26 protein-coding genes are annotated in these 25,628 nt (G+C 40.1%); 9 read left to right on the top strand and 17 right to left on the bottom strand.

Translation table 11 applies throughout. The features are described 5' to 3' along the window. Positions 1-121 precede the first annotated feature (121 nt). Positions 122-1,348: an HDOD domain-containing protein gene (locus tag MHH68_RS14525; RefSeq protein ID WP_012011110.1), complete on the top strand. Its 1,227-nt coding sequence runs from the start codon at positions 122-124 to the stop codon at positions 1,346-1,348. Positions 1,349-1,379: 31 nt separating this feature from the next. Here the strand turns inward: MHH68_RS14525 and MHH68_RS14520 are convergent, their stop codons facing one another. Then, on the bottom strand, positions 1,380-1,733 hold the full coding sequence (locus tag MHH68_RS14520; RefSeq protein WP_034620108.1) for a hypothetical protein: 354 nt from the start codon (positions 1,731-1,733) through the stop codon (positions 1,380-1,382). A gap of 505 nt (positions 1,734-2,238) precedes the next feature. On the opposite strand from MHH68_RS14520, the gene degQ reads away from it, so the two are divergent. From degQ to MHH68_RS14490, 6 genes are all read left to right on the top strand, one after another. Then, complete coding sequence (degQ, locus tag MHH68_RS14515; protein WP_003213123.1) at positions 2,239-2,379, top strand: degradation enzyme regulation protein DegQ; 141 nt, start codon at positions 2,239-2,241, stop codon at positions 2,377-2,379. Between the two features lie 151 nt (positions 2,380-2,530). Next, a complete protein-coding gene (locus MHH68_RS14510) occupies positions 2,531-3,445 on the top strand; it encodes a polyprenyl synthetase family protein (protein WP_339163738.1) in 915 nt (304 codons plus the stop codon). Further along, positions 3,442-3,612 carry a competence pheromone ComX gene (comX, locus tag MHH68_RS14505; protein ID WP_098677614.1) on the top strand — a complete coding sequence of 57 codons (171 nt, stop codon included), beginning with the start codon at positions 3,442-3,444 and terminating at the stop codon, positions 3,610-3,612. The genes MHH68_RS14510 and comX overlap by 4 nt, the downstream gene beginning before the upstream one ends. A 53-nt stretch (positions 3,613-3,665) precedes the next feature. Further along, positions 3,666-5,978 (top strand): ATP-binding protein, encoded by a 2,313-nt coding sequence (locus MHH68_RS14500; RefSeq protein WP_339163736.1) that lies wholly within the window; start codon positions 3,666-3,668, stop codon positions 5,976-5,978. Between the two features lie 80 nt (positions 5,979-6,058). After that, positions 6,059-6,700: a response regulator transcription factor gene (locus tag MHH68_RS14495; protein WP_058013793.1), complete on the top strand. Its 642-nt coding sequence runs from the start codon at positions 6,059-6,061 to the stop codon at positions 6,698-6,700. A gap of 23 nt (positions 6,701-6,723) precedes the next feature. Beyond that, entirely contained in the window at positions 6,724-7,113 is a 390-nt protein-coding gene (locus tag MHH68_RS14490; RefSeq protein WP_003213775.1) for a hotdog fold thioesterase, read from the top strand. An 87-nt stretch (positions 7,114-7,200) separates the two neighbouring features. On the opposite strand, the gene mnhG is transcribed toward MHH68_RS14490, so the two are convergent. Genes mnhG through MHH68_RS14455 form a run of 7 tightly spaced genes read right to left on the bottom strand, consistent with a single transcriptional unit; the run spans position 7,201 to position 12,971 of the window. Further along, positions 7,201-7,575 (bottom strand): monovalent cation/H(+) antiporter subunit G, encoded by a 375-nt coding sequence (mnhG, locus tag MHH68_RS14485; protein ID WP_003213369.1) that lies wholly within the window; start codon positions 7,573-7,575, stop codon positions 7,201-7,203. Further along, a complete protein-coding gene (locus MHH68_RS14480; RefSeq protein WP_012011105.1) occupies positions 7,559-7,840 on the bottom strand; it encodes a Na(+)/H(+) antiporter subunit F1 in 282 nt (93 codons plus the stop codon). Before MHH68_RS14480 ends, mnhG begins: the two co-directional genes overlap by 17 nt. Beyond that, a complete protein-coding gene (locus MHH68_RS14475; RefSeq protein ID WP_058013794.1) occupies positions 7,840-8,319 on the bottom strand; it encodes a Na+/H+ antiporter subunit E in 480 nt (159 codons plus the stop codon). Before MHH68_RS14475 ends, MHH68_RS14480 begins: the two co-directional genes overlap by 1 nt. A 6-nt stretch (positions 8,320-8,325) precedes the next feature. After that, entirely contained in the window at positions 8,326-9,804 is a 1,479-nt protein-coding gene (locus tag MHH68_RS14470) for a Na+/H+ antiporter subunit D (protein ID WP_339163734.1), read from the bottom strand. Continuing rightward, the gene (locus MHH68_RS14465) at positions 9,797-10,138 is read right to left on the bottom strand and encodes a Na(+)/H(+) antiporter subunit C (protein WP_058013796.1); all 342 of its coding nucleotides are present in this window, start codon (positions 10,136-10,138) and stop codon (positions 9,797-9,799) included. Before MHH68_RS14465 ends, MHH68_RS14470 begins: the two co-directional genes overlap by 8 nt. Next, positions 10,138-10,569, bottom strand: coding sequence for a Na(+)/H(+) antiporter subunit B (locus MHH68_RS14460; protein WP_034620105.1), 432 nt, complete (start codon positions 10,567-10,569; stop codon positions 10,138-10,140). The genes MHH68_RS14465 and MHH68_RS14460 overlap by 1 nt, the downstream gene beginning before the upstream one ends. After that, positions 10,566-12,971, bottom strand: coding sequence for a Na+/H+ antiporter subunit A (locus MHH68_RS14455; RefSeq protein WP_339163730.1), 2,406 nt, complete (start codon positions 12,969-12,971; stop codon positions 10,566-10,568). The genes MHH68_RS14460 and MHH68_RS14455 overlap by 4 nt, the downstream gene beginning before the upstream one ends. 219 nt (positions 12,972-13,190) lie before the next feature. Here MHH68_RS14455 and MHH68_RS14450 point away from each other — a divergent pair, with 219 nt between their 5' ends. Continuing rightward, positions 13,191-13,400: a hypothetical protein gene (locus MHH68_RS14450; RefSeq protein WP_012011099.1), complete on the top strand. Its 210-nt coding sequence runs from the start codon at positions 13,191-13,193 to the stop codon at positions 13,398-13,400. Between the two features lie 71 nt (positions 13,401-13,471). Here MHH68_RS14450 and MHH68_RS14445 read toward each other — a convergent pair whose 3' ends face one another. From MHH68_RS14445 to malK, 7 genes are all read right to left on the bottom strand, one after another. Beyond that, entirely contained in the window at positions 13,472-14,809 is a 1,338-nt protein-coding gene (locus MHH68_RS14445) for a 2-hydroxycarboxylate transporter family protein (RefSeq protein WP_003213451.1), read from the bottom strand. 175 nt (positions 14,810-14,984) lie between these two features. Continuing rightward, positions 14,985-15,944, bottom strand: a complete 960-nt coding sequence (locus MHH68_RS14440; RefSeq protein WP_058013798.1) for an ABC transporter permease — start codon at positions 15,942-15,944, stop codon at positions 14,985-14,987. Then, the gene (locus tag MHH68_RS14435; protein WP_339163726.1) at positions 15,945-16,991 is read right to left on the bottom strand and encodes an ABC transporter permease; all 1,047 of its coding nucleotides are present in this window, start codon (positions 16,989-16,991) and stop codon (positions 15,945-15,947) included. After that, positions 16,984-18,519 carry an ABC transporter ATP-binding protein gene (locus tag MHH68_RS14430; RefSeq protein ID WP_339163725.1) on the bottom strand — a complete coding sequence of 512 codons (1,536 nt, stop codon included), beginning with the start codon at positions 18,517-18,519 and terminating at the stop codon, positions 16,984-16,986. The genes MHH68_RS14435 and MHH68_RS14430 overlap by 8 nt, the downstream gene beginning before the upstream one ends. A 159-nt stretch (positions 18,520-18,678) precedes the next feature. Further along, positions 18,679-19,761: a BMP family protein gene (locus MHH68_RS14425; protein ID WP_339163723.1), complete on the bottom strand. Its 1,083-nt coding sequence runs from the start codon at positions 19,759-19,761 to the stop codon at positions 18,679-18,681. A gap of 394 nt (positions 19,762-20,155) precedes the next feature. After that, positions 20,156-20,863, bottom strand: coding sequence for a response regulator (locus MHH68_RS14420; protein WP_339163720.1), 708 nt, complete (start codon positions 20,861-20,863; stop codon positions 20,156-20,158). After that, complete coding sequence (gene malK, locus MHH68_RS14415; RefSeq protein WP_058013803.1) at positions 20,856-22,457, bottom strand: malate sensor histidine kinase MalK; 1,602 nt, start codon at positions 22,455-22,457, stop codon at positions 20,856-20,858. The genes MHH68_RS14420 and malK overlap by 8 nt, the downstream gene beginning before the upstream one ends. 185 nt (positions 22,458-22,642) lie before the next feature. On the opposite strand from malK, the gene MHH68_RS14410 reads away from it, so the two are divergent. Then, on the top strand, positions 22,643-23,200 hold the full coding sequence (locus MHH68_RS14410; protein ID WP_044140810.1) for a YufK family protein: 558 nt from the start codon (positions 22,643-22,645) through the stop codon (positions 23,198-23,200). A 42-nt stretch (positions 23,201-23,242) separates the two neighbouring features. On the opposite strand, the gene MHH68_RS14405 is transcribed toward MHH68_RS14410, so the two are convergent. Both MHH68_RS14405 and MHH68_RS14400 read right to left on the bottom strand, forming a co-directional pair. Further along, positions 23,243-23,653: a thiol-disulfide oxidoreductase DCC family protein gene (locus MHH68_RS14405; RefSeq protein WP_058013804.1), complete on the bottom strand. Its 411-nt coding sequence runs from the start codon at positions 23,651-23,653 to the stop codon at positions 23,243-23,245. 18 nt (positions 23,654-23,671) lie between these two features. Beyond that, complete coding sequence (locus MHH68_RS14400) at positions 23,672-25,573, bottom strand: transglycosylase domain-containing protein (protein WP_339163717.1); 1,902 nt, start codon at positions 25,571-25,573, stop codon at positions 23,672-23,674. Positions 25,574-25,628: the final 55 nt, after the last annotated feature.

Here is a 25,628-nt window from a genome sequence, read left to right as displayed (position 1 = left end):
CATCAAGTCAGGTGATCTCTTTTTTTATTTTTTGACCGATTCAAAATGAACCATAAGCACAATCATTTGGTATACTGAAAGCACATCTTGTTTGTCATTGCATAAAGGAGGATTGGAGCAGTTGAGGGTGTTTGTTGCGAGACAGCCTATTTTTAACAGAAAAGAACAAGTCGTATCATACGAGCTGCTTTATAGAGATAGTGAAACCAATACATATAGCGCTGAAGATGGTGACCAAGCGACAACGGACCTCATTATTAACAGTTTTTTAAATATCGGCATCGAAACATTGACAGAAGGCAAAAGATGCTACATTAATTTCACCGAAAGCTTACTTTCGTCTGATCTGCTCACCTATTTTGATCCGCATCAGCTTGTGATCGAGATATTAGAAAATGTCCCGATTACCCCGGCACTTATTATGAGATGTAAGGAATTAAAAAAATGGGGATATACGATTGCACTTGATGATTTTTTTCTAAGCGGATCACATTTCAGTGACAAGTTGCTTGAGGAACTCCTCTATTGCATTGATATTTTAAAAATTGACTTTCTAAAGACCACATCGGAAGAACGTAGAAAAATTCTACATACCTATAAAAAATATCGACTTCGTTTCCTTGCAGAAAAGGTGGAAACGCGAAGAGAATATGAAGAAGCGCTAGAAGCCGGCTTCCATTTGTTTCAAGGGTATTTCTTTAGTGAGCCGCATGTTATATCAGGACGAGCATTATCAACCAGCTTCCATGCGTATCACCAGCTATTAAATGAGCTGAGCAAGGAACAGCCGAATATCCAGGTTGTGACCCATTTTATTGAAAGTGACCTTTCGCTATCATACCAATTATTAAAAATGCTCAATTCAGGCGGCATGAGACGTCTTTATCAAATCAAAAGTATCCGGCAGGCGATTATTCTGCTTGGTTTTAATGAAATTAGGCGGTGGATCTTTATTCTTTCATTTAAAGAATTGAATGTTCAAGCCAACTCAAGCCAAAAAGAAATTATTAAAATGTCCTTCATTCGGGCAAAAACGTGTGAACTGATTGCAAGTCGTACCGAACGAGAGCACCCAGCCTCTTATATGCTGACAGGCATGTTTTCTCTCATTGATACACTTGTCAGGGCAGATATCACAGAACTTGTAAAAGAGTTGCCACTTTCTGATGAAGTTGGTGAGGCACTGCTTGGCTATGAAAATGATTATTCATTTGTGCTAGATGTCGCCAAACGGATTGAACGAAATGAATGGGATCATGAGATGTTAGATGGGAATCTCCCGAAGCAAGAAGCCTACGGATGTTATATAGAAGCCATTGAATGGTGTCATAAAATGTTTGAATCATAAAAGCCGCCCACGCTGAGAGCGGCTTTTTTTGTTATGCCCACTGTAAAAGGAGAAAAAGTCTGCTAGAGGCAAGAGACAAGTAGATACGAATGCCTTCTGGACTAAAGCGGATGTCAATACCACTTTTCACACCGATTTGTTTCAGCATTCGGATGACACTTGTCGAATCAGAGCGCTCAGCAGCCTCCATAATCCGCTGTGCAAACGAAAGGGAGCTGGAAATCTGCTGTGTAATAAGTGAAGCATCAGCAACAAGTCGGGCTGATTCCTTTGCGGCTCGTTGAAATGAGTGGGCATCTACTGGAGGAAAAGTCATAGGCGTGCGCGGATATGCACGGCTCATTGCGGGACCCTGCAAAGCAGGATAAGGAACATAGTAAAACACATGGTCACCTCTTCTCTCATTGACGTGAAATTGGACGGATATCTGTTCTAAATGTATGTAGAAAATCAGAATAAAGAATCAAAATGATCTTTCTATCTTTATAAATCCAACATAAAAATAGGTACTTTTGCGGTCAATTTCGGTGAATGTCGCCAAAAAATTGCGGTGTCCACAAAGGGGCCTGTCGTCTGACCTATAACACGCAAAACCGAGGTTACAGGAGGGATCGTATGTTCTGTTGTGAGAGAAGTGTGACGAATGATGCCTATTCTTGTCGCAAAAATGACGGAGTTCCTTTGAAATTAAGATAAAAGTATGATTTGAAAAGTCAGAAAATGATGAAAAAAGACCTATTGAATTTTGCGGTATCACGCACACATTTTGTGCATACTTTTCGGTGAAAAAATACTCAATTACATTTACACTGTTAGTAACAGATCAAATACTTATGACCCAATCACCATACACAAATACATTGATCTTCCAAAAAAGGAGAGTGGAATCGATGGAAAAGTATGAAATCGAAGAACTTAAACAATTATTATGGAAACTTGAAAACGAAATTAGAGAAACAACGGCTTCTCTTCATAACATTAACAAAAGCATTGATCAGTACGACAAATATGAATATGTGAAAATTTCTTAAAGACTTGATAATCATCAAGTCTTTTTTTTATCCAAATACATACAAAAAAAGGATATATTATTATATAATTGTTAAATAGTGATGTCAGTGGACATTTGCTCATGTCTTTTTAGTAAAATAAAAGGCGGAAGGGTGAGGGACAAGATCGAGTATGCTAAACTATCTAGAGAATACGAAAATCAAGCAGAATATGTCTGATTTTATTCAACATGCGGTCAGGCAGAAGGATTTACAAAAGCTGCTTCTAGAATTTACAGATAGAAAAAAAGAATTTCCTCTTGGTCAATTAGCTTACCAGCATTATGAGGCATTTGGCGGACAAGGCAAGCAAGCGATTACACAATTGGCAGCAGGGATTGAACTTCTTATCTTATCTGCCGATATATTAGATGATATTGAAGATCAGGACAATGATTCGTATCCTTGGATGAACGTCGACCAAGGAGTGGCCATCAATGCTTCTACGTATTTATATACGGTGAGTATCCAATTCATTGCATCAATATGTGAAAATAATTCTCAACTAGTAGAGAAGCTGTTCCATTTCATTAAAATGTCAATGGAAGGGCAGCACGAGGATTTGCGTCATTTGCATGGAACAGAAGAAGAGTGTGTAGAGGTTTTAAGGAAAAAATCAGGATCATTAACAGCTCTTTCTAGTGTACTGGGTGCTTATTTAGCGACGGGGAAAATCAACGCAACTGTGGAATCTTATTCAATATGTTATGGTGTTGCTGAACAGATCAGTAACGATTTTTTTGCGTTATTTTCAAAATCAAACGGAGATTTTGAAAAAAAACAAACACTGGCATTCAGTTATTTGCAAAGACGTTTTAACGATGCCAGTCAAGAGCTTCTTTCCTTCTTTTCTAACCGGCTGGATGAGTCAGAGCAAAAGCGGTTTCAACTGAAGCAGAAGTTACTTGAAGCTGGTTTGACTCAGTACATGGTATCGATGAGAGAGATTATGCTGTTAAAAATGAAGCGTGAAATGGAACAACTTGATTTACCTAAAACGAAGAAGGAACAATTATATGCATTTATGACAAAGGAGGGCAATGATTGAACATTCAAAATGTTATTGCATATTTAGTGAAAAATCCTGGTGTTGTGAATGAATTGGACTTAGGGAATGCAAGTTTAATTCATACAGATGAGCAAACGATGAAAGCAATCATTCAAGGTATTAAGAAAGGGCAAATGTCTGCAGAGTATATATGGTACTATAAATGATACGATTCATTTAAAAATGATTTAAAAGTTCTCCAGTTAAGGATGTTTTATACATGAAGATAACTTATACGAAACTATCTGCTTTTTTGGTTTTTCTATCTTTTTTATTTGTGATCTATGTTTCATATATTTATGTATTTGATATTTTTAATGGAGCACGTGTAGCGGAGAACAAGAACGGTCAAGCAGAAGTTGTCAAAGTTGAATATCTTTCTTTAGCCTACACATCAGGATTAGAAGAAGGAGATATTATACTTAAAATCAATGGGGAACCTGCTAACAACAAAGATCATTTGATCAATGGTGAGCTTAGGAATGTGCAAAGAATTGATATTCAAAGAGGCAACCAAATGATCACCCTAAAAAATAAGACATTGATTGGTCAAGAAAGTTTATTTGTCTATTTAATTCCTCTCATCCTGTATTCAATTTGTTTATTTTGTATCTTCTTTATCATTCGAATTAACAAAGAGGCCCAACGAAAATCAGCATTTCTATTAGTTTTATTTTTATTAACAATTTGTATCGGATATCTAAGTGCAGGTACTTCAGGGATTGGTGAGAGATTTAGCCATTATGTGATCGTATTTTGTTTATCAAGTGTATTTATCTTTTATATTCATTTCATTTATCAATATTTCAAAGAGTTTGACCTGCATATAACGACTCAAAAAACAATTCGCTTTTTATATAGTCTTCCTATAATTAATCTAGTAATAGAGTTATTTGTTCCGATTGATTCGGCGATAGCCAGATACATGCCAAGTTTAAATCTTTTATTCTTTTTCGCTTCTATTATCATGTCATTCAAAGTGATTATCAATGGAATGCGGAAATATAAAGAGACAGAGCAGGGGTCTGTTTTAAAGTTTTTTGTCATGATAAATATCATAGCATTTTGTCCTTTTATATTTTTATTTGCAATTCCATATGTTTTGTTTCGTATTTATGTGGTAGATCCCTTTTTCTTAACTTCTTTTGTCTTGCTCATTCCTTTTTCACTCGTGTATCAATTTATGACGAACAAGCTTTACAACATGGATTTTTTGATAAGCAGACTGAAATACTATGGCTTTCTAGCCATCACACCGACCATTTTTGTTGTCGTCACGTTTTACATTTTGCAGAAACCAGAAGATTTGAAGTACACCCTGAAGCTCGCATTAATCACCTATGCGCTTATGCTTGCTGTCTTTTATTTTAAAGAAATTCTAGATTTCCGCTTCCGGCTGAAACGTTTTTCAGAGAAGCATAATTATCAGGACAGTGTGTTTAAATTTACTCAGCTCATCCGTGAGGCGTCATCACTTCACCAAGTGTTATATCATTTGAAATACACCATTTTAGAAGTGCTGGTTGTGAATAAAGCCTTTGTGCTTGAAGTGAAGCCAGATGGACAGATTGAAGAGATTGATGAATCTTCAGGTGATAGCAATCTATGGAAAGAGTATGTGGATCAATTTCAGGATATTTTAGGGGAAGTCGGGAAAATCATTGAGCTTGATAAAGGGTTCATGATGAAAATTGGCGAGCGGGGCGGTCACTCATTTGTGATTTGCTGTTTATCCAATTTACAGACACCAAAATTGACGCGTGATGAGATTTCTTGGCTGAAAACATTGGCATTTTACACAAGTGTCAGTTTAGAAAATGTCGTCAAGATTGAAGAATTGATGGAGCATCTTGAAGATTTGAAGCAGCGTGAAGCGAACCCTGCTTGGCTGAAAAAAGTCATGTTTGCGATGGAGGAAAAACAGCGCTCCGATTTAGCGAGGGATCTTCATGATTCCGTGTTGCAGGATTTGATATCGCTGAAAAGACAGTCAGAGATGTTTTTAACGAATTTCCAAAACGATCAATGCCCAACGTCTATTGAACAATCGCTTATCTCATGGAATGAACAAATGTCTAAGGTGATTCAAACGACGAGAGAAACATGTCATGAACTTCGGCCGCAGCTACTGTACGATTTAGGTTTAGTGAAGGCGATATCGAAGCTGACTTCTCAAATTCAAGAGGAAGCGCCGTTTCATATTCGGCTGAATACGACACGCTTTGATAAGGAGCTGGACATTGACATTGACTCCCAGCTTAATATTTACCGAATTGTTCAGGAGCTGTTATCCAATGCCTTGAAACATTCTCAAGCCAGCCAAGTGCTCGTAATGCTGATTTGTATTAAAGATCAGGTTGTTCTTCACTACGAGGATGATGGAGTTGGTTTTGACGCAAGCCATCTTGATCAGCACACCATGAGCATGGGCCTCTCTGGAATCAGAGAACGAGTCAAGGCGTTAAATGGGAAGCTTCACATTCACACAGCACCTGAAAAAGGGCTGAAGGTGAAAATTGAAATGGAATTGTAACGATTTATTAAGGAATAAGACTTGGCATCTGCCAAGTCTTTTATATAAAATGGAAGTGAGTGATTTAAAGGGAGGAAGACATGAAGAAGATATTGGTCATTGATGATCATCCGGCTGTCATGGAAGGGACAAAAAGCATATTAGAATCAGATCAACAGCTATCAGTCGATTGTTTAAGTCCTGATGCAGAAGCCGCCTTTTTAAAGACGCATGACTTTTCCATCTATGATGTGATTTTGATGGATTTAAATCTCGGGGATATCAATGGAATGGACATTGCGAAACAAATTCTAGAAACCAACCAACAAGTGAAAATCATCATTTATACAGGGTATGAAGTAGATGATTATTTTGAAGAGGCCATTCGGGCTGGATTGCACGGTGCAATTAGTAAAACAGAGACAAAAGACAAAATTATTGAATACATACACCGCACATTGCAAGGAGAAGTTGTCATTCAGCTATCCTATTTAAAGAAATTAATTTCACAGCAGCAAGAAAAGCCAGAACAGGCGCAGCAGACTGATCACGAGCTGTTAACAGAGCGAGAGTGTTTGATCCTGAGAGAAGTGGAAAAAGGATACACGAACCAAGAGATTGCCGATGTGCTGCATTTGAGCAAACGCTCAATTGAATACAGCTTGACATCCATCTTTAATAAGCTGAATGTTGGCTCTCGAACCGAAGCGGTGTTAATTGCAAAATCTGAAAGTGTGTTGTAAACGTGTGAAGGGAGAGAACCCTGATGGAAGTGAGTGGATCAAATACACTGCTTGAGGCACTGGGAATTGAGATTGTAGAGTGTAATGAGTCACGATGTGTAGCAACAATGCCAGTTGATCACAGAACAAAACAGCCATTTGGACTGCTGCACGGAGGAGCATCTGCTGCTCTAGCAGAAACAGTGGCAAGCATGGGGGCTGCGGCTCATTTAGACTTAACTCAGCAAGTTTGCTCAGGGATTGAAATTAATGCCAATCACTTAAAATCTGTACGAGATGGAGTAGTGACAGCGACGGCTGTTCCGGTACATGTAGGGCGCCGTACAATGGTATTTCAAATTGATATTAAAGATGATCGAGACCGGCACATCTGTACGTCAAGATGCACACTTGCTGTCATTGATCGCATATAAAAAAGCTCCCGGTGCAGCGGAAGCTTTTTTTTAGGTTGGATTGATTCATAAAAAGAAGATCCCCGCATGTGAGGATCTTCTTTCGGTTTATAAGTACGAGTCTTCTTTGCGTTTAATCACGAAGTTACGAAAACCACCATAATCATCTTGTACACTTCGTTTGTCCATCTTGACACCAGTATTGTAGGCGGCTCTTCCGATCAAGTGTGCGCCGACCGGAGCTGTTAAAAAGATAAAGACAATCCCAAGTAGAATCTTCGCAGAAATAATACCTGCAAGAAACCATTCGTGAAAGAATACCCCAACTAATATGAGGACAACACCAAGTGTCGATGCTTTTGATGCAGCATGCATACGTGTATAAACATCCGGCAGGCGAAGAACGCCAATGGCTGAAATGAGACAAAGGATGGCGCCGAGCAGGATAAAGAAAATGACAATAGCTTTAGCGATGACGATCATTTTCAATCACTTCCCCTTTCTCAAGGAATTTGGAAAAAGCGACAGTGCCGATAAAGGCAAGGATACCGAGCAGTAAAATAATTTCAAAAAACGTTGTCGTTTTCAGCAAAATAGAAACGATAGCTGTCATCCCAATTAAATTGATTCCTATCGCATCAAGTGCACTTACACGATCAGGAATAGAGGGACCTTTGATCACTCGAATAACAAACAGAAGGGTGGACAGGGCAAGAATACCAAGTGAAATTTGTAAGATGATCTCCATTACTTGCCACTCACCTCCTGAATCGCTTTTTCAAATGAAACCCGGATATCATGAATGGCTTTTTCCGCATCTTCAATATCCATTGCATGAATGTACAAAATCGAACGATCATCAGAAATATCTATGACCAGTGTACCTGGTGTCAATGTAATCATGTTAGAAAGGATGCTAATTTCCCAATCCGTTTTCAAGTCCGTACGAAAGGCAAAAATACCGGGCTTTATTGTGAGCTTTGGAGATAATACGGTCTTTAATACACTTAAATTGGCAAGAAGCAGCTCCCGAATAAAAATCAATAAGAGCTTGAAAATTGCATAAAGGGCATACCCGTAAAAACGCTGTGGGAAAAATCGCCGAAGCATAAAAATTGCGACCATCCCTAGTGCAAAGCCTGATACAAAGTCTGCTGCTCTGTATGTATCATTCATAAACATCCAGGTAAAGGCGAGGAGAGCGTTTAATAATATTTGAAAGGCCATGTTCATCTACTCCTTCAGCACAGCTTGAATATATTTTTCTGGTGTTGAGAGCATTTCCGCTGCTTGATTAATATAAGGGGAAATGAACTCTGTCCCTAACCCAATGGCAAGTGACAAGATCACAAGCATTACACCAGGGTACACCATTCCTTTAACCGACGGTTTCCTTCTTCGCGTATCTTGTTCCTCACCCCAAAATGCGAGTATGAAAATTCTCATGATCGAATAAAGGACAAGAAGGCTGGACAGTAAGACAAGGATAGAAAAGGTCATGTGACCAGCCGAAAAGCCGCCTTCTACAATCTTTAGCTTTCCAACAAAACCACTCAGAGGCGGGATTCCTGCTAGTGATAAAGCCGATATGAAAAACATCCACCCTAATAAGGGCTGAGATTGAATTAGCCCGCCCATCTTTTTCAAGTGATTTGTGCCAGCATACACAAAGAGTGCACCTGCCAGCATAAATAAAGCGCCTTTAATCACCATGTCATGAATGAGATAATAAATGGCCCCTTGGAGTGAGGCGGGTGTATTGGCTGCAATCCCAAACAAAATGACCCCAACGGCTGTAACAATGTTATAGATCACAATCTTTTGCACATCCGAATAAGCAATCGAGCCTATCACACCAAATATCACCGTCAGTGCGGCCAGCCATGCCATAAGTGTATGGGTGAACCCTGTATCGTGTATAAAAATTAACGTAAAGACTCTGGCAATCGCATATAAACCAACCTTTGTGAGCAAAGCGCCAAATAGAGCGGAAATCGCTGCTGGTGGTGCATGATATGATCCTGGAAGCCAGAAATAAAGCGGGAAGATCCCAGCTTTTAAGCCAAATACAATCATGAACAAAATGGAAATGACAGTGATTAATCCTGTTTGCCCTGATTCAGCAATCTTTACACTTAAATCAGCCATATTCAGTGTACCAGTGACTGCATATAAACAAGCGACACCGACGATAAATAAAGCCGATGAGATGATATTAAACACAATGTATTTGAGTGATTCTCGAAGCTGCGGTTTTGATCCGCCCAGCACAATAAGCATGTATGATGCCATCAGCAGTAATTCAAAGAATACAAACAGGTTGAAAATATCGCCTGTTAAGAAGGCACCACTTACGCCAGCTAACAAAAATTGCACGCCAGAGTAATAGAACAGCCGCTCCTTTTCCTTCCCAATCGTTTGAAAGGAGAAAAGAACTGTCACTAGTCCAACGACGGAAGCGGTCAGTACAAGGAGCGCAGCAAATTGATCGGCCACAAGGGCAATTCCAAATGGTGCTTTCCAACCTCCTAAATAGAGGGTTTGAATCCCATTAGTAAAGATGGTTTGGACTAAATACACATTGCAGACAATGGCTGAGAGTGAAGCAAACACACTAAAGCTTCTTGAAAGCATGATGTTCTTATTCATAAAGATCAAGAGTGTAGCAGCTAATAATGGTATTAAAATTGGCAGGATCACGAGATTATTCATGCTGATCATTTCCTCTCATTTGATCCATGTCATCTGTTCGCAGCTCTTGGAAGGCACGGAAGGCCATGACAAGTAAAAAGGATGTCACACCAAAAGCAATGACAATGGCTGTTAAAATTAATGCTTGTGGTAATGGGTCTACATAGGATGTGATTCCCTCAGTTAAAATGGGAGGGGCTCCTTTTTTTAAGCCACCCATTGTTAAAAGAAGCAAATGGACGCCGTGGCTCAAAACAGCAGTGCCGACGATGACCCGCAGTAGGCTTTTTGAAAGCATTAAATAGGTCGCCGTCATAAAAATAATACCGACGATAATAGACATTAGAAATTCCATTATTCCTTCTCTCCAATCGTTTGAATAATGGTCATGGTGACACCGACAACAACCAAATATACACCGATATCAAACAGTACGGCTGTTGCCAGTTCTGTTTTCCCTAAAAACGGCAGTTGAAAATAATCAAATGCATGGGATAGAAAAGGTGCACCGAATAGAAATGATCCCATACCCGTCAGGATCGCGACGAGCAGCCCAGTCGCTGCAACATAGATAAAGTTGAACGGCAGAATGCGTCTAACTGTTTTCAGATCGTAGGCTAAGAGCAGAAGAACGACAGCACTGGCACTCATTAATCCGCCAATAAATCCTCCGCCTGGGTTATTATGTCCCGCAAGAAACAGGTGAAGGGAGAAGAGCAGGATGATGAATGCAGTGATTTTAGTTGTGACTTGTAAAAGCATATCATTCGTATCAATTTTTCTCATCGACGCACTCCTCTCTTCCGTTTTCCTTGTGTCTTTAATAATCCATAAATACCAAGTGCCGCAATCGCCAGCACGGTAATTTCAAACAGTGTATCAAAGCCCCTGAAATCAACAAGGATGACATTGACAATGTTGTTTCCGCCTGCAAGCTTGTAGCTGTTTTCAATAAAGTAAGACGCAATCGTATCAAGTGACTGATTGCTTGTGGAAGCGAAAGCAAGGCATGTCACAATGACTCCAACACCTACTGAAATGATGAGATTGGTCATTTTAAATTTCCTCGTTTTTTGCTTCATGCTTAGTTGTGGCAAGTGATAGAAGCAAAGTAAAAACAGTGCAACAGAAATTGTTTCAATAATTAACTGGGTGAGGGCAAGGTCAGGTGCCCTGAAAATAACAAAAAATAGTGACAGCGTATACCCCATGACACCTAACCCGATAATGGCTGTTAAGCGAGAACGAGCAAACACAGTCGTGAGGGTTGCTGCTATCATGACTAATGATAGAATGACCTCGTATGTGCCGACTGGAGCAGCATGCTCCATATTAAATGAAAAGGCATTCTGATAAAACATCACGCCCCCAAGCACGATAATCATGAATCCAAACACATAGACAAGGTAATCACGAAGGAAACCGGTCATATAACTGTTTGTTAGCCGATAGGAGCCCTTTTCTAAGCCGATCAGTGACCGGTCATATAATGAGTTGAATGACCATTTTTCTTTGAAGATATTGTAGATTGGACGCCATTTTGACAACGTCAAATATCCGATAATCCCTAAAGCGACAACACCCATTGTCATATAGAGCTCTGGCTGAAAGCCGTGCCATGCTTCAATTTTGACCACAAACCGTTTTTCTGGATCAATCGCATCCGGAATAATGGCTGCAATTGCAGGTTCAATGACAGAATAAGCTAGAATATTTGGGAAGAAGAAAAAGGTGACCACAAGTGCAGCAAGGATAATTGGCGGAATGAGCATACCAATCGGTGCTTCATGCGGCTTTTTCTCTAATTGATCTAACTGAAGATTGCCTCTAAATGTTTTAAAGAGAAGCATCATACTGTAAATGAACGTAAAGACACTAGCGAGCCAAGCAACGGCTGGGAAAATAGCGCTCCATGTCGAAATATCTGTAAAGCTGATTTCAGAAATGCGCAGCATACTTGTGAAAAACAGCTCTTTACTTAAGAAACCGTTAAATGGCGGTAGACCAGCCATTGAAAATGTACCGATTAACGTAATCGTAAAGGTAATCGGCATAATGGTCATTAAACCGCCTAACTTCCGAATGTCCCGAGTGCCGGTTTCGTGATCAATGATACCAGCCGCCATAAAGAGACTGCCTTTAAACGTGGCATGGTTAATTAAATGGAAAATCGCAGCGAGAACGGCCGCGCCGAAAAAGGCGGGGTCATTTTCATGAATTGCAGCTGCTCCAACACCAAGCATAAGCATAATCATCCCGAGCTGACTAACGGTAGAAAAGGCAAGGATAGCTTTTAAATCGTTTTGACGAACGGCGTGGAATGATCCCCAAAATAACGTCACAAGTCCAACGATGGATATGGTCCAAAACCATACCTCTGATATAGCAAAGATGGGACTAAAGCGGGCTACAAGGTAGATACCGGCTTTGACCATTGTGGCAGAATGCAGATAACTGCTCACAGGGGTAGGTGCTTCCATTGCATCAGGCAGCCAGATATAGAATGGGAACTGCGCTGATTTTGTAAAGGCACCTAGTAAGATCAGGATCATGGCAGGGATAAAGTAAGGTGATGCCATAATGAGCTGAAGCTGATTAACTGCTTCACGAATACTAAATGAATCAGTAATCAGATAGAGGAGGATAAAACCACCGAGCATAGCCAATCCGCCAAAAACGGTAATAAGCAGTGATTTTGTCGCTCCATAACGTGAGCGATCCCGTTTATACCAATATCCAATAAGTAGAAAAGAAGAGATACTTGTCAGCTCCCAAAACAAGTAAAGAACCACCATATTGTCAGATAGAACAACACCGAGCATAGCGGTCATAAACATTAACAAATACGTATAAAAAGAGCCGAGCTGTTCTTTTTCCTTCGATAAGTAGAAAATACTGTACAAGACGACAAGTGCACCAATACCTGTAATCAATAGCGCAAATAACAAACTAAGACCGTCTACATACACAGTGAAATTCATTCCTAGAGAAGGAATCCACTCCATCTGTGAAAATAACGTTCGTCCATTTGATGTCATCGTCATCATTTGGACAAAATAGCTAAATAATAGAATAGGCAAGATAAGAACAAACCACCCTGTATGTATACGCTTTACGTATTTAAAAAGAAAAGGCACAACAAACGCAAGCAAAAAAGGCGATAGGATGGCGAAGTGAATAAGCTGCAAGAAAATAAACCTCCTTCAATCAATATAAATTCACGTTCTAAAGAACTGGTAAATAAAATTATAGCGTAAATACAGACATAGTGCATTGGTTTGAACTGAATTACAGCAAACTGTATTTGTTTTGAGTTCTTTTGACCACAAAAAATATTTTATCAAAAATAAAACTCATTGTATATTGTTTTGTATTTCGTACATGCTTTTCTTAAAGGAGCTGATTACATGAAACTAAAAGCGGGCATCAGCTTAAGCATATTCTGCACGATTTTAGGAGGAGCATTCTTCATAGAACGAAATGATCAAAAAAGGTGGCAGGCGGAAAGTGAATGGCCGTTGTTTTCAGAACATCTTCTCTATATGACCTATCAAGAAGCAAGACAATATCCATTTCAGCCAAGAGAATATATACGTGTAGTCTCTGCTGAAGAATAAATCCTTATAGGAGAAAAGAAATATAAAAAAAGCATGTGCCCATAATAGAGCCCATGCTTTTTATTGTTTGATTAAGTAAACATTCTAAGTAAGATTGTTGCGCAGATCACGGTTGCTGCTCCGCCTAGACGTGTAGAAACTTGTGCGAAAGGCATGAGACCCATTCTTCCGGAAGCTGAAAGGATCGCAACGTCACCAGTACCGCCAAGACCACTGTGACAGCCTGTCACAATCGCAGATTCTACTGGGTACATGTTCATCAATTTCCCAACGAAGTAACCAGAACCAACCATTCCAAGAACGACAGCGATACATACACAAACGAATGGAATAGAAATCACTGTTGCTACATCATCAAGTGGAATGTATAGAATCCCTAGACCGACCATAAGTGGCCATGTGAAGCTTCTTGATACAAACTTGTAGAACTGCTGTGAGCCATCTTGCAAATGCTGAGGCATCACGTTTAAGTATTTGATTAAAGCGGCAAGGACAATCATTAAGATTGGACCTGGAATATGAACAAAGCTTTCTAACAAACCACCAAAAATGAACGTTGTACAAGCAACAAGTACACCAGCACCCATTAACCCAAAATCAACTTTTGGATCCATATCAGGCTGTTCAAAAATTTCATTTGCTTCTTTAGACTTTACAAGACGACCATTCCCGTTTAGTTCAGGACGTTTTTCACCAAGCTTCTTCATTGCGCCAGCACAGATAATGGCAATGACGTTCCCAATGACGGCAGCAGGAATTAATTGAGAAATTAATGACTCTGCTGATACACCAAGAATTTGTGAATAAGCAATAGATAATGGCAAAATCCCTTCTCCAACACCACCAGCAATAATTGGAACAATAATAAAGAAGAACGAATGATGCGGTGTGTAACCAACTAAAAGACCAACAAGAATTCCGGCAGTCACAGCTGCAATTGTTCCTGCAACAAGAGGAACAAACATACGAATAAGGCCTTGTACTAAAACAGTTCGCTGCATCCCAAGAATACTACCTACTACAAGAGCAGAAATATAGAAGTAAAGGAAGTTCGACGTTTTCATAAGAGACGTAACCGCTTCCAACGAGTTCGGATTCAGAACATGAAAAAAGACCAGGAACGATGGTACGAATAAAGAAAGAATCGCCGGTCCACCAATATCTTTTAATATCGGAATACGTTGTCCTATATCTCCAAGGAAAATCCCCAAAATCATAATAACAGCGAAACCACCAAGCATATTTGCTGGAATTTTATTAAAATAAGCGGCAGTTAAAATAATCGCTGCAAGTACTAAATACACAGGTAAGTCAATAACACCAATTTTCCAAGACATGATCTTACGGAAAACGCTTTTATTATTGTCAGAATCGTCTGTAATCGATTTCAATTGTTGTGTATTAGCCACATAAACACCCCCAAATGCTATTTGTCTCAATTGTAGAAGATTCTGTGACACTCATCTATTTATTAAACTAAATTAAGTGTAATAAAAGTAAAATAAACAGGAGTTTTTATGTTTTTATCATACAAAAATCCCCTGAAGGTAGTTTATCCTTCAGGGGACTGATCATACATCGTAATTATCGTTTTCCTTTTAAATAAGGTGTCCCAAGTGCTTTCGGTGCATCTGCCCGGCCGATGAAGCCAGTGAGTGCTAAGATGGTCAGCACATATGGTGCAATGAGCATGTACACGTTCGGTATATCTTGGAATAGCGGCAGGAGAGAGCCAATAATGCTTAAACTTTGAGCAAATCCAAAGAATAAAGCAGCGCCCATTGCGCCGAATGGGTGCCATTTACCGAAGACTAGAGCAGCTAGTGCGATGAAGCCTTGTCCAGTAATGGTCGCATGTGAGAAATCAAGCGCGATGGTCGACGCATAAACAGCTCCGCCAAGACCTCCAAACAGTCCACTAATAAAGACGCCGATATAGCGCATCCGGTACACTTTGATTCCCATTGTATCAGCAGCCATTGGATGTTCTCCGACTGCACGAAGACGAAGACCAAACGGCATTTTAAATAAAACAAACCAAGCAACAACCGCAAGCGCTAATGCGAGTATGGACGTATAATAAACATCTTTAAAGAAGATATCGCCAATAATCGGAATGTCACTTAAAAGGGGAATATCACCTTTATAGAAAGGCTCTGTAATTTTATCTGTTTGAGCTTTCCCGTAAATGAGTTTCACAACAAACAGTGTAGCACCAAGTGCCAGCATGTTAATCGCAACACCACTGACCGTTTGATCAGCACGGAATGTAATGGTCGCAACTGCATGAATCAAAGAGAACAATCCGCCAATCGCCATTCCGACGAGGAGCCCAAGCCATGGGGTCAAGGCGCCAAACGTATCAGCAAACAACAAGTTAAAAATAATACTGGAAAATGCTCCGACGACCATCAAACCTTCAAGACCGATATTCACAACACCTGATCTTTCTGAAAAGACGCCTCCAAGAGCGGTTAAAATAAGTGGTGCAGCATAGACAAGTGTTGCTGGGACGATGATTTCAAGAATTTGCAGAAATCCCACTTATTTTCCCCCCTTTTTCTTCATTTGGTTCATCACAAGGCGGATAATATAGCTTGAGGCGACGAAAAGAATAATGATCGCAATGACAATATCAACGACCTCAGTCGGCACACCAGATTCAAGCGGCATGTTTAAAGCACCGACCTTCAATCCACCAAGCAATAATGCGGCTAATACGACACCAATGGCTGTGTTACCGCCTAATAAAGCAACAGCGATTCCATCAAAACCGACGCCAGTGAAGGCATCTTTTATTGAAGCATATTCGAAGGTTCCTAATCCCTCCATTGCCCCTGCTAAACCTGCAAAAGCACCAGAAATTAGCATTGAATATATAATATTTTTTCTCACATTCATTCCTGCATATTGGGAGGCGTGTGGATTCATACCAACAGCTCGCAATTCAAAACCTTTAGAGGTTTTTTGGATAATGATCCACATAATAACGGCAGATATAATAGCTACAATAATTCCGTTATGCATGCTTGAGAAATCAGTTATTTTTTCAAAAAAGTCAGAGTGCAAAGAGGCTGTGGATTTGATATTATCTGTTTTATCTTTATGATCTGTAAGAACATTTGTAATAATAAAATTTGTCACATGAAGGGCAATATAGTTCATCATAATGGTGACGATCACTTCATGAACATAAAAACGAGCTTTTAAAAAACCAGGAATAAAGCCCCATAATGCACCAGCAGCAGCTGCAGTGATGAGTGCAAGCGGCAGATGAATATACATAGGTGCATGGACAGTTGTTCCGATCCAAACAGCAGCTATCCATCCAATGAGCATTTGACCTTCTACACCGATATTAAATAGGCCTGTCCGAAATGCAAAGGCAACCGCAAGACCTGATAAAATATAAGGTGTCACTTGCCTGATGGTTTCTCCCATATAATAGGTTTCCCCGAAAACGCCATTCCAAAGGGCGCTATATCCTTCAATGACACTATAACCGCTTGCCAGCATAATAATGGCCCCAACTAAAAGGCCAAGTACAATGGCTATAAGCGGAATCAGCATATTTGTTAAGCGATTAGACATTTGCTTCTTTCCCCACTTCCTGTTGCGTACTTCCAGCCATTAATAGACCAAGTTCTTGCTCTGTTGTTTTTTTTGGATCAACGATAGCAATAATGCTGCCTTCAAAAATAACAGCAATTTTATCACTGACATTCATAATTTCATCAAGCTCAAATGAGATGAGCAGGACGGCTTTGCCTGTGTCCCTTTGCTCAATGAGGCGCTTATGAACAAATTCAATCGCACCAACATCAAGTCCACGTGTCGGCTGAGCGGCAATTAATAAATCAGGATTGCGGTCAACTTCACGGCCAATAATGGCTTTTTGCTGATTCCCGCCTGATAGGGCGCGCGCCTCTGTATATTCACTCGGTGTTCTGACATCATACTCGGCAATGATTCGCTTTGCCTTTTGGTAAATATTTTTCATATTCATCAAGCCGAATTTTGAGTATGGGCGCTGATAATACGTTTGTAAGGAAATATTTTCTCCTATTGAAAAATCAAGCACGAGTCCGTGTTTATGACGATCTTGAGGAATATGTCCAATTCCAGATTCGGTCACCTTACGAGGCGGAAGATTTTGAATGGCTTTCCCGTTTAGCATGATCGTGCCAGATTCTGATTTTTTTAGACCAGTGATGGCTTCAATTAATTCAGATTGACCATTGCCATCGACTCCAGCAATACCGACAATTTCTCCAGCCTTTACTGAGAGGTTGAGCTGTTTCACCGCTTCAATACCTCGCGCGTCTTTTACCGTAAGGTCTTGAATTTGAAGTACTTCCTCAGCAGGAGAGGCTTCTTTTTTGTCTGTCTTAAATGAAACTTCACGACCGACCATGAGGCTTGCAAGCTCATCTTTGTTTGTGCTTTCCACATCAAGTGTACGAATGCCTTGGCCTTTTCGAATAATGGTGACGCGGTGACAGGCATCCATAATTTCTTTCAGTTTATGCGTAATTAAAATAATGGATTTGCCTTCATTGATTAAGTTTTTCATAATTTGTATGAGTTCTTTAATCTCTTGAGGTGTTAAGACGGCTGTTGGTTCGTCGAAGATCAAAATATCAGCGCCGCGATAAAGTGTTTTTAAAATTTCTGCACGCTGCTGCATGCCGACAGAGATGTCAGATACTTTTGCGGCAGGGTCTATTTTTAAGCCATAGCGGTCAGAAAGCTCTTGTACTTGCTGTATGGCTTGTTCTTTGTCGATCTTTCCAAATTTCTTGGGCTCTTTTCCTAAGATGATGTTTTCAGCGACGGTGAAGGTATCGACAAGCATAAAGTGTTGATGCACCATACCGATACCTAAATCACTTGCATCATTCGGGCTAGAGATGGTCACAGGTTTTCCATGAACCTTGATTTCACCTTTTTCAGGCTGGTAAAGACCGAAAAGCACGTTCATGAGCGTTGATTTTCCAGCGCCGTTTTCACCAAGCAGCGCATGAATTTCGCCCTTTTTTAGCTGCAGCGTAATGTTGTCGTTTGCTACAATGCCAGGGAATTCTTTGCGTATATTCAACATTTCAATGACATAATCCACAGGTTTAACCGCTCCTTTTTTAGGGTGCTGATGAAGATAAAAACTAGCAAAAGAAAAGCTGCAAAACGAGGCTGCAGCTTTTCTTTTACCACCTTTTACGAATAAAGAGGAGGTAAAGGAGAGGCAAGGGGATAAGATACGCTTATCCCGATGCTCAAATTAAGCTTTGAAATCTTTTAGTTCATCACGTGTTGCAGGGATTTTAACTTCTCCCTTGATGATTTTTTGTTTCCATTCTTCAATTTTCTTTAACACATCTTTATTAAGGTTGTCCTGAGATGGAGAGATGTCAACGCCGCCTTCTTTCAGACCGTATGTGATCACTTCACCGCCAGGGAATTTACCTTCTTTTGCTTTTGTTGTTAAGTCTTGTACTGCTGTGTCAACCTTTTTAATCATAGAAGTAAGGGTGACACTTTGTTTTGTTCCAGGTACTTTTCCTTCGTCATACTGATCTTTATCAACACCGATGACCCAGACATTCCGATTTGGATCTGCCTTTTTTAAATTAGTTGCTTCTGTGAAGACACCATTTCCAGTGCCGCCAGCAGCATGATAGATGATGTCGACGCCAGATTTGTACATGCTTTCAGCTGTTGCTTTTCCGATGTCAGCTTTATCGAATGCACCAGCATATTTCACTTCCACTTTTGCTTTCGGATTAGCTGCTTCAACGCCTGCACGGAAGCCAACTTCGAATTTTCTGACTAATTCAGAGTCAACTCCGCCGACAAAACCAATTTTGTTCGATTTTGTTGTAAGTGCAGCCGCAACACCCACAAGGAAGGATCCTTCGTTTTCGTTAAACATTATGCTTGCTACATTGTCTTTTTTTACAACTGCATCAACGATAGCAAAGTGGTTTTTCTTACGTTGATCGGCTATTTTTGAAATGGCGCTCTCCATTTTATAACCGATACCATAAATGAGGTTGAATTTTTGCCTGACAAGTGTATTTAAATTTGTTGGATAATCTGCATCGGTTTTGGATAGTAGATAATCAAAGCCGTTTTTACCTTTTTTAAGATTGTTGTCTTTTCCAAATGCTTGTAAACCTTCCCAAGCTGATTGGTTAAACGATTTGTCATCGACACCACCGACATCAGTTACCATTGCAACAGTGAATTGATCTTTATCTTTTTTGCTTTCACCGCTGTTTGAGCCAGAGTTGCCGCATGCTCCAAGGATGGTTCCTGCTGCTACGACTAAGGACAATGCTAGTCCAATTTTGCGCTTCTTCAAAACATAACCCCCTATAAAATTTAAAAGTTTCAGAAAAGTCTCGCGAAAAAAGACCGATCTACCTCTTCTCACCCTTCTGAATAGGGTATTTTATCCTGTTTTCTCCTGAAACTTATGGAGGACATGAGAGAAGATGTAAGACATCAGACTTATATCTCGGTTAACTAATCAATCATAATTTATCATTTCCAATCGAATAAATAAATAGAAATTTGTTTTATTTTTAAAAAAATGTTAAAAGGCGAAATTCGATGTCTTTTTATGTGCTGAAATATGATATAATGCCGCTTTTGCGATGTGCTCTACTACAGTGGAACCACTGATATCAAGGGGTTTGTCACATCGTGTTTCATAAAAAAACATCTGGCCTTTGTATAAGGTCAGATGTGTCAAATTATAGATATTGCTGAATTAAATTCATATTAGTTGTATTGAGTTTATATTGGAAAACAGGACGTCCAATTGTCCCATATGCCATTTCAACATCAACTACTTCGATGTCCTCAAGGAATTTCAAGTATTTTCTAATGGAGACTTGAGAAATTTCTGTATGATTCGCTAGGTCTTCGGTCGTGAAAGCATGATGACCGAATGATTGAATACTTGTCCAGATGAGTTTGAGTGTGCTTTTGGTCAGGCCTTTTGGCAGAAGGACTTTTTCCGTCTCTGCTTTTTTATGAAAGAGCTTCGCATCTAAATCATTTTGCGAGATGCTGTTCATTGTTTGGTACAAGGCGTGTTTCCGTTTATATTCTGAGAGCGCTGATTGGAAACGTTCAAATTCAAACGGCTTGATTAAATAATCAACAGCTCCGTTGCGCATCGTTTGCTGGACTACGTCGACTTCATTGGCGGCTGAAATGACAATGACATCAACCGAATGATTTTGCTTGCGAATTTCTGATAATAATGCCAGTCCATTTTGTCCAGGCATATAAATATCGAGCAGTACGAGGTGAATGGCTTCTGTTTTTAAGATCTCCAGTGCCTGCTGAAAAGAAGTGGCAATCCCTTTTAATTCAAAGCCCTCGATTTGGGTCAGATAACGTTTGTTCAGCTCCCCAACCATTGGATCATCTTCTACTATTAACACATTAATCATGTGAATCCTCCTTTTGTTTGTACGGAATACGGAGACTAAAGGTCGTTCCTTCTCCTTTTTCACTCGTGACAATCAGATGTCCGTTCAATTTTTTGATGCTTTGGTCAACGAAGTAGAGACCGAATCCTCTGTCTTCTCCTTTAGTTGAAAAGCCTTGATCAAACATGATGTCTTGTTCTTCTTTTGTGAGACCAACACCTGTGTCTGTAATCTCAATATGAAGCTGCTCCTGAACGTATCGGAATGAAATCGAGATATTTTTCGTCTCAGTATGAGAAACAGCATCGAGTGCGTTATTTAACAGGTTGCCAATGACGGTGATGAGATCATGCGTCACTGCTGGGTCCTCTGAATTTGGGACTTGTGTGCTGCATATAACTTCTAAGGTCGCGCCTTGTTCCCTGATATAGCTTTGTTTTCCTAGTAAAAATCCTGCTAAAACAGAGTTTTTCACATGGTTGATGATTTCATTTGTCTCCGTCTGCTGATAGATCGCAATATCTTTGATATAAGTGCCAAGGTCATCGTAGTTTTTGAGCTGAACCAATCCTAAAATGACATGAAGCTTGTTCATAAATTCATGCGACTGAGCACGGAGGGCATTTGCATACATTTTGACTCCGCTCAGCTGCTCAGCCAAGTGTTTGACTTCTGTTTTGTCACGGAAGGTGGCGATTGCCCCGACAATTTCATCTTTTACTGTAATCGGGACTTCGTTAAAGACGAGCTCCAGTCCGTTCATTCTCACGTCGCGGTCAAGCAGCGGCTTGCGTGTTTCAATGACTTGCTTTAAGCCGCTTGAAGGGAGGAGCACCTGAACATCTTGTTCTCTAGGATCAACCATAATGCCCATATTATGAAAGAGTCGTTTGGCTTCAGCATTGGCGAGCTTGATTTTACCGTGCTGATCGACGGCAAGTATCCCTTCTTTAGTTGATTCTAGCATGGCGCTTCGTTCTTTTAATAATGTAGCAATCTCATCTGGCTCTAGTCCAAACATAATTTTCTTCACTTTTCTTGCCACAATGAGTGCTCCGATGATACCAGAAAGAAGACTGAGCGATGTGACGAAGTAGAGTGGAAGTAAGCTTTGATGAATGATCAAGTCAATTTCCTTTAACGTAATCCCTACTGCCACAGCCCCGAGCTGCTTCCCATTTTGATCATAAACCGGAACAAAAGCACGCATGGATCTGCCAAGTGTTCCAGAAGCCGTACTAATATGTTCTTTACCCTGTAATGCTGGCTCTTCATCACCACCAGCAAATCGCTTCCCGATCTTCTGCGGATTTGGATGGGTTTTGCGAATGCCGTTCATATCCATTACGACAACGAATTCGGTTTTGGTGATTCGCTGAACACTTGTTGTATATTGACGCAGTGCTGAATACGATTGATTTTCTTTTAATGATTTCGCTGTGATCGGAGCCTCTGCGACCATTTTGGCAGTGGAGAGGGCGATGTCACGTTCCTGCTGATGAATATTCTTAGCTGTTTCTGACCAGATCGTAAAGAAAGTGATACAAAGGGAGATCAGGACAACGATACAAACAAAAATCGTCAGCCGAGTTTGCAATCTTAATGTTTTTTTCACGAGTATACCCCTAACGCACGATTTTTTCGTAATAGTAATACTTTAACGGGAAAATGTAAGTTTGTGAAGGAATGTACGTGCAAAATCACAAATTTGATTTTGCTGCCAGTTTACTTTGAAAGCATCTTGTCAATCCGTTTTAAGTGAGCCATAATAAATGTGAGCTTATGAGAAAGGATCTATTTATGAAAAATACATATTTGACTGGATATTTTCCGCTGATTTCGATTTTACTATTCAGCTCTGCTTTTTCAATTTTCACAGTAGGGATTACGACTGATTTCTTGACTCAAGCAGGCATTTTAAAAGGGATGCTGGAATTTTTCTCGGAACAGGGCATCAGGCTTGCTCTTTTTGCTGCTTTTGCACTTGTTTATTTTATGATTTTATCTGCCTTGAAACTGATTGCAGATACGGTGTTAGAGCTGGCACTACTCTTTTTCGCGAAAGATCCTGAAGGAGAGAACTTAAAGAAAATTAGGATTGCATCCGTTGTTTATTTATTTGCCAGCTTGCTTGCATTTCTGCTGACGCAGCAGCTGATTCTGCTTGTCGGACTCTTTGTTTTAGCAGGTCTTGTCTATTTTATCTGGGTTGTGGTCCGCATTTATCAATCGCTTTCCATGCTGAATTTAATTGGATTTATGATGTTTATTTTGCTGTTTTGGGCCACGTTTTTAATCGGCATTTTGTACTTATTTATTAAGCTTTATAACAGTGTTATGGCTAGTCTGCCTTCATAAACAGACAAAGAAAGCATCCTCCGATAGTGGAGGATGCTTTTTTTATGATAGAAACCGTTTTTGAATATCAGGTGTAGGCATCATACAAGATGTTTTTTGACCGAACCATTTGTAGCGATTTTTCGCTATCCGCTCATAAAACCAATCACGGATAGGGCGCGGAATGGCAAGGAATAAATAACTCCATCTGTAGATTCCTTTTAAATGCCGCATGGCTTTTAAGATGCCTGTCGACTTCGTATAAAGGGTGCCTTTTTCAATATAAATGAATGAATTGAATTCATCTAGAGGCAAACCGTTTTCTTTTAAAATGCGCTGCCCTGTCTCTGATTGTAATGAAGCAAACATCATTCGCTCATTTGGATCACGCTTAATCACAAACTGAACAGCGCCGCTGCACACGTTGCAGACACCATCAAATAAAATTAAATGGGGTGGATGTGTTGAATGCATGGCAATCAAACCTCCTGTTTATCTGGCGTATTGCATCGTATTTTTCCAAATACGTAAGTGCGGACTTGAGCTGTAAATAGATTCAACCGTTCCTCTATCTCTTCCAACCCATACACCCATTGTATATTGATCTGTCAGTCCAACAAACCAAATGTCTTTGTAGTCATTGGATGTTCCTGTTTTACCACCAATGTAAGGGGAACTGAAATTCGCTTTTTTCCCTGTTCCGCTTTTTACAACAGAGGCAAGCAGTTTACGCATGGTGTCATTTGTCCGCTGAGAATACACTTGCTTCGGTGACTCTTTCCACTTGTAAAGGGTCTTGCCGTTTAAGTCTGTCACCTTTGTAATTGAATGACTTTGCGTGTAAGCTCCTTGATTACCAAAGACGGTATACGCATCTGTTATTTCTAGCGGCGAAAATCCCTTCGTAAATCCACCAAGTGCAGAAGGAAGGCGATAATCATCCGCTACGATATGTTCGAATGAGAATTTCTCTAAATAGCTAAAGCCCTTTTTGACACCAACTGTATCCAGCATTCGGATCGCAGGGGTATTGTAAGAGTTCTTAAAGGCTGTTTCAAGTGTGACGGTTCCATACGTTTTATGACTATAGTTCTGCGGACAGTATCCGCTGCTGCAAAACTTGCCGGCACTGATTTTGCTTGAAGCTGTTGCACCCGTTTGGTCGATGTAAGGACCATAGTCTAAAAGCGGCTTAATCGCAGAACCAGGCTGTCTTTGTGCTTGATAGGCGTAGTTGAAATCAAATTTTTTATAATTCTTCCCGCCAGCAAGTGCGACAATTTGATGTGTTTCATGATTTATGACCGCTGATCCGCCTTCTACACCTTGGTAAGGTAATTGCGCATTGAGCTGATAGACGGCTCGTTGCTGTAAGGAAGGATCAAGTGCCGTATAAATTTTGACACCATCTTGAAGTAGGGCACTGACCTTTTCAGATAATTCTTTTTGAATGGCTTTTTTTGCTCCATCTGTTTTGGCCTTCTTCAAGCGTTTTGTAAAGCCTTCCTGATCTGACACAAGATCGGTAAATTCCTCATTGGCATATGTCACATAGTCAGGGTAAAGGTTTTTCTTTTCACTCAAGGACAGGCTGATTTTTTGTTTGACGGCTTTTTTGTATTGCTTTTTGGTGATGACGCCGTCTTTCTTTAAAATACCAAGCAGACGTTCTTGTCGTTTCTTTGTGTGTTTGAATTGCTTCAATGGGTCATACAGTGTTGGGTTGTTTGGAATCGCAGAGATAAATGCCATCTGTGCAAGCGTTAAAGAACTAAGCGGCTTATCAAAATAGTAATTAGCCGCAGAACCGACACCGTAAACACCATTACTGAAATAAATCGTATTTAAATAGCTTTCGAGTATTTCATCTTTCGAGAATTTCCGCTCTAATTCATAGGAATAGAGCAGCTCTGTAAACTTTCGGGTGAACGAACGTTCATGGCTTAAATATAAATTACGAGATAATTGCTGTGTGATCGTACTTGCGCCTTGGCTGATGCCATGGTTTTTCACATTTGAGGCAAGGGCACGAACAACTCCCATAAAGTCAATGCCTTTATGGTCATAAAAGTTCCGGTCCTCTGAGCGGAGGAACAGCTCCTTCACATGATCAGGAATTTTATCATACGTGACGAACACTCGGTTTTCATCGTTTGATACGATTTCGGAGATGAGGGAACCATCCCGGTCATACATATAACTGTTTTGGGAAAAATCTATCTTTTCCAGCTTGATTTTTTGATCAAGCACTTCGTTCACAGGCTTCACACTTGCAGCTTCTTCCTTTGATAGATAAAAAGTCAGAATAAATAATGGAATGAGGGCAGCAAGTAATAACCAACCAATCATTGTACGAAACATGAGGTCACTCACTTTCTTCAATTTTCTAGCCATATCGTACCATTCTTTTGCGAATACGAGAAGGTTATTTTTAGAAAAGAATGGGCTT

The sequence above is a fragment of the Bacillus sp. FSL K6-2841 genome (genome assembly GCF_037976435.1).
Classification (GTDB): Bacteria; Bacillota; Bacilli; order Bacillales; family Bacillaceae; genus Bacillus; species Bacillus pumilus.
Note: the sequence above shows the minus strand (reverse complement) of the source record. Positions and strands in the feature narration are given on the sequence as shown.

Bases quoted from the DNA above. Each gene is read 5' to 3' on its own strand.
- MHH68_RS14400 (WP_339163717.1), bottom strand. From the start codon at position 25,573: ATGGCTAGAAAATTGAAGAAAGTGAGTGACCTCATGTTTCGTACAATG.
- MHH68_RS14490 (WP_003213775.1), top strand. From the start codon at position 6,724: ATGGAAGTGAGTGGATCAAATACACTGCTTGAGGCACTGGGAATTGAG.
- degQ (WP_003213123.1), top strand. From the start codon at position 2,239: ATGGAAAAGTATGAAATCGAAGAACTTAAACAATTATTATGGAAACTT.
- MHH68_RS14410 (WP_044140810.1), top strand. From the start codon at position 22,643: ATGAAAAATACATATTTGACTGGATATTTTCCGCTGATTTCGATTTTA.
- MHH68_RS14510 (WP_339163738.1), top strand. From the start codon at position 2,531: ATGCTAAACTATCTAGAGAATACGAAAATCAAGCAGAATATGTCTGAT.
- MHH68_RS14500 (WP_339163736.1), top strand. From the start codon at position 3,666: ATGAAGATAACTTATACGAAACTATCTGCTTTTTTGGTTTTTCTATCT.
- MHH68_RS14405 (WP_058013804.1), bottom strand. From the start codon at position 23,653: ATGCATTCAACACATCCACCCCATTTAATTTTATTTGATGGTGTCTGC.
- MHH68_RS14420 (WP_339163720.1), bottom strand. From the start codon at position 20,863: ATGATTAATGTGTTAATAGTAGAAGATGATCCAATGGTTGGGGAGCTG.
- MHH68_RS14460 (WP_034620105.1), bottom strand. From the start codon at position 10,569: ATGAGAAAAATTGATACGAATGATATGCTTTTACAAGTCACAACTAAA.
- mnhG (WP_003213369.1), bottom strand. From the start codon at position 7,575: ATGATCGTCATCGCTAAAGCTATTGTCATTTTCTTTATCCTGCTCGGC.
- MHH68_RS14435 (WP_339163726.1), bottom strand. From the start codon at position 16,991: ATGTCTAATCGCTTAACAAATATGCTGATTCCGCTTATAGCCATTGTA.
- MHH68_RS14470 (WP_339163734.1), bottom strand. From the start codon at position 9,804: ATGAATAATCTCGTGATCCTGCCAATTTTAATACCATTATTAGCTGCT.
- MHH68_RS14465 (WP_058013796.1), bottom strand. From the start codon at position 10,138: ATGGAATTTCTAATGTCTATTATCGTCGGTATTATTTTTATGACGGCG.
- MHH68_RS14475 (WP_058013794.1), bottom strand. From the start codon at position 8,319: ATGGCCTTTCAAATATTATTAAACGCTCTCCTCGCCTTTACCTGGATG.
- MHH68_RS14495 (WP_058013793.1), top strand. From the start codon at position 6,059: ATGAAGAAGATATTGGTCATTGATGATCATCCGGCTGTCATGGAAGGG.
- MHH68_RS14480 (WP_012011105.1), bottom strand. From the start codon at position 7,840: ATGGAGATCATCTTACAAATTTCACTTGGTATTCTTGCCCTGTCCACC.
- MHH68_RS14450 (WP_012011099.1), top strand. From the start codon at position 13,191: ATGAAACTAAAAGCGGGCATCAGCTTAAGCATATTCTGCACGATTTTA.